Raw genomic sequence first — 2,825 nt, forward strand, 5'->3', positions numbered from 1 at the left:
TTCTTTCCTAAATTGAGGCAAGAAGAGCATCATGAGCAAATCGAATTTCAGCGAAGAGTTTAAGCGGGACGCGGTTCGTCAGATCACGGAACGGGGTTATCCCGTTGCCGAAGTTTCGCAGCGGCTGGGTGTCAGCCAACACTCCCTTTATGAGTGGAAGAAGAAGTTTTCTTCGGCGTCTGGCGGCCCGGGCAATGATCTGTCCGAGGAGATCAGACAGCTCAAAAAGGAACTGGCGCGTGTCACCGAGGAGCGCGACATATTAAAAAACGATCACGGGCTTCGGTCCGCCTGTGCGCGGTAGAAACAGGTTGTGCTATGCTGCGGTCGGAGGGGAGTTGCCGACTGCTTATTGGAGGCGATCGACCCCGTTAAAAAACGTGGCACATGGGCTGTTGCGGACTTGAGAGTGGTGACGCGGTTTAGGCCGCGATCCCGGTTAGGAAATTGACGAACTTGCTCGGCCCAGCCCCTCCCGATTCAAAGGAGGAGAAGCCATGCCAAAGACAAGTTCATCCATGCCGCAGAACCTCACCCGCATGAACCCTGGAGCGGCGGCCATCGACATCGGGTCTACGATGCATATGGCCGCGGTCAATCCGGATTGTGCCGAGATGCCAATCCGCTCATTTGGGACCTTCACCCACGATTTGCATGATCTTGCCGCCTGGTTCAGATCCTGCGGTGTCACCAGCGTGGCGATGGAGTCGACCGGCGTCTACTGGATACCGGCTTACGAGATCCTGGAGCAGCACGGCTTCGAGGTGATCCTGGTCAACGCGCGTTATGCAAAGAACGTCCCTGGCAGGAAGACGGACGTCAGCGACGCGGCATGGCTTCGCCAGTTGCATTCTTATGGTCTGCTGCGCGGGAGCTTTCGGCCGAACGCACAGGTCGTAACGCTGCGTGCTTACCTGCGCCAGCGAGAACGGCTGGTCGAGTATGCGGCAGCTCATATCCAGCATATGCAGAAGGCTTTGATGGAGATGAACCTACAGCTCCATCATGTTGTCTCCGACATCACAGGCGTAACGGGCATGAAGATCATCCGTGCGATCGTCTCCGGCGAGCGCGATCCCGACCATCTGGCATCGTTGCGTGATGTTCGTTGTCATTCCTCCGTCGAAACAATCAGAGCATCCCTGATCGGCAACGATCGCGATGAGCACGTATTTGCCCTTTCCCAGTCACTGGAGCTTTACGACTTCTACCAGGCGAAGATGCTCGAATGTGACCGCAAGCTTGAGGCGTCAATTGCGTCCATGACCGTGGACCCTGAGGCGCCGCTCCCGCCGCTCCCAAAGGTCCGGACGAAGACTAAACAGACGAATGCACCGTCCTTCGATGTGCGAGCTGCGCTCTATGGTCTCACCCGGACAGATTTGACCCAGATTCACGGCCTGGGCTCCTCGCTTGCACTAAAGCTCATCGGCGAATGCGGAACGGATTTGAGAGCATGGCCCTCTGCCAAGCACTTCACATCGTGGCTCTGCCTCGCACCGGGCAACAAGATATCCGGCGGCAAAGTGCTTTCGTCCCGGACCCGTCGATCCTCTAGCCGCGCCGCGGCGCTGTTGCGGTTGGCTGCCACCACGATTGGGCGAAGTGACACCGCCCTCGGCGCGTTTTACCGACGACTGGCAGGGCGCATCGGTAAGCAGAAGGCAGTGACGGCGACGGCCCGCAAGATTGCCGTCCTCTTCTACAATACCCTGCGGTTTGGGATAGCCTATCGCGATCCAGGCGCTGCGGCCTACGATGAACGGCATCGTGGCCGCGTCATTGCGAACCTCCAGCGCCGCGCTCGGTCCATGGGCTACGAGCTGGCACCCATAACGGCTGCAGACTGTGTTTCTTAGGAAAGCGACCGCGTATTTCGCCAGGGATGCAAAGTGAAGTACGCGTTCGTTGCCCTGCATCAGGAACTGTTTTCGGTGCGGACGATGTGCCGCCTGTTGCACATCCATCCCAGCGGGTTTTACGCTTGGCTCCGGATACCCTTGAGCAAGCGTGCCTGTGAGGACAAGCGCCAGATCGATCTGCTCCAGACGGCCTGGGAAGAGAGTGGCAAGGTCTACGGGTATCGCAAGCTTCATGACGACCTGCTCGATCACGGCGAGACATTTTGCCCCAACCGAGTTGCCCGCCTGACACGGATTGCCGGGATAAAGGCTCAGATCGGCTACAAGCGCCGTCCTGGAGTTTACGGCGGCAGGCCTTCCATTGTCATCGACAACACTCTGGACCGTCAATTCGACGTTGCTGCTCCGGACAAGGCGTGGGTCACGGACATCACCTACATCCGGACCAACGAAGGTTTTGCCTATCTGGCCGTCGTCATCGATCTCTATTCCCGCCGCGTCATTGGCTGGTCGATGCAAAGCTGTCAGACAACGGATGTCGTGTTGCAGGCGTTGCTGATGGCTGTCTGGAGGCGAAAGCCAAAGGAAAAGGTTCTGGTGCATTCGGATCAGGGATCGCAATTCACCAGCATGGACTGGGCAGCGTTCCTGAAGCACCACAATCTGGTTCATTCCCCCTCTCGGCGATACCTTGTATCGCCTGCCGGGCAAGGGATGAGCCGACGCGGCAACTGCCATGACAATGCTGTGGCTGAGAGCTTCTTCAATCTGTTGAAGCGGGAGCGGATACGCCGAAAGGTCTATCGCTCGAGAGATGAAGCCAGGCAAGACGTGTTCGACTACATCGAGATGTTCTACAACCCGAAGCGCAAACATGTCAGAAACGGGATGCTGTCGCCCGTCGAGTTCGAAAAGCAGCAGAAAACGTAACCCGAGGGTGTCTACGAAACGCGGGGCTATTCA

General features: G+C 57.7%; 1 protein-coding gene and 2 pseudogenes. All 3 read left to right on the forward strand.

Annotation, left to right across the window (positions count from 1 at the left end; translation table 11 throughout):
- Window positions 1-31 precede the first annotated feature (31 nt).
- A pseudogene (locus tag C8J36_RS24625) lies at window positions 32-268 on the forward strand (transposase); the annotation flags it as partial.
- A 229-nt stretch (window positions 269-497) separates the two neighbouring features.
- Window positions 498-1,859 carry an IS110 family transposase gene (locus C8J36_RS24630; RefSeq protein ID WP_132537886.1) on the forward strand — a complete coding sequence of 454 codons (1,362 nt, stop codon included), beginning with the start codon at window positions 498-500 and terminating at the stop codon, window positions 1,857-1,859.
- Between the two features lie 9 nt (window positions 1,860-1,868).
- Window positions 1,869-2,792, forward strand: a pseudogene (locus C8J36_RS24635) (IS3 family transposase); the annotation flags it as partial.
- Window positions 2,793-2,825: the final 33 nt, after the last annotated feature.

The organism is Rhizobium sp. PP-F2F-G48 (genome assembly GCF_004342335.1).
GTDB lineage: Bacteria > Pseudomonadota > Alphaproteobacteria > Rhizobiales > Rhizobiaceae > Ferranicluibacter.